Genomic DNA, 231 nt, shown 5'->3' with positions numbered 1-231 from the left:
AAAACAGCGTTGTTAAAATTTTAAATCAATCCAAAAATCATTTTTAAATTCAACATAATTTAAAGCAGATTGTTTTAAAAATGCCACTTCTTCATCGCTTAGTTCGCGTATAAGTTTTGCAGGGTTTCCAAGTATGAGTGATTTGGGTGGAAATTTCTTGCCTTTGGTTACCACACTACCTGCACCCACTATACTATCATCTCCTATAGCTGCATCATCCATAATCACTGC

At 34.6% G+C, this 231-nt stretch carries 1 protein-coding gene; it reads right to left on the bottom strand.

Features of this window, described 5'->3' with window-relative positions; translation table 11 throughout:
- Positions 1–12 precede the first annotated feature (12 nt).
- On the bottom strand, positions 13–231 hold a 219-nt coding region (locus ELQ05_RS08230; protein ID WP_407919987.1), incomplete at its 5' end, for a gamma carbonic anhydrase family protein.

It is taken from the genome of Campylobacter sp. US53 (assembly GCF_004378995.1).
Classification (GTDB): Bacteria; Campylobacterota; Campylobacteria; order Campylobacterales; family Campylobacteraceae; genus Campylobacter_D; species Campylobacter_D jejuni.
This window is presented reverse-complemented; position numbering and strand designations above follow the sequence as displayed.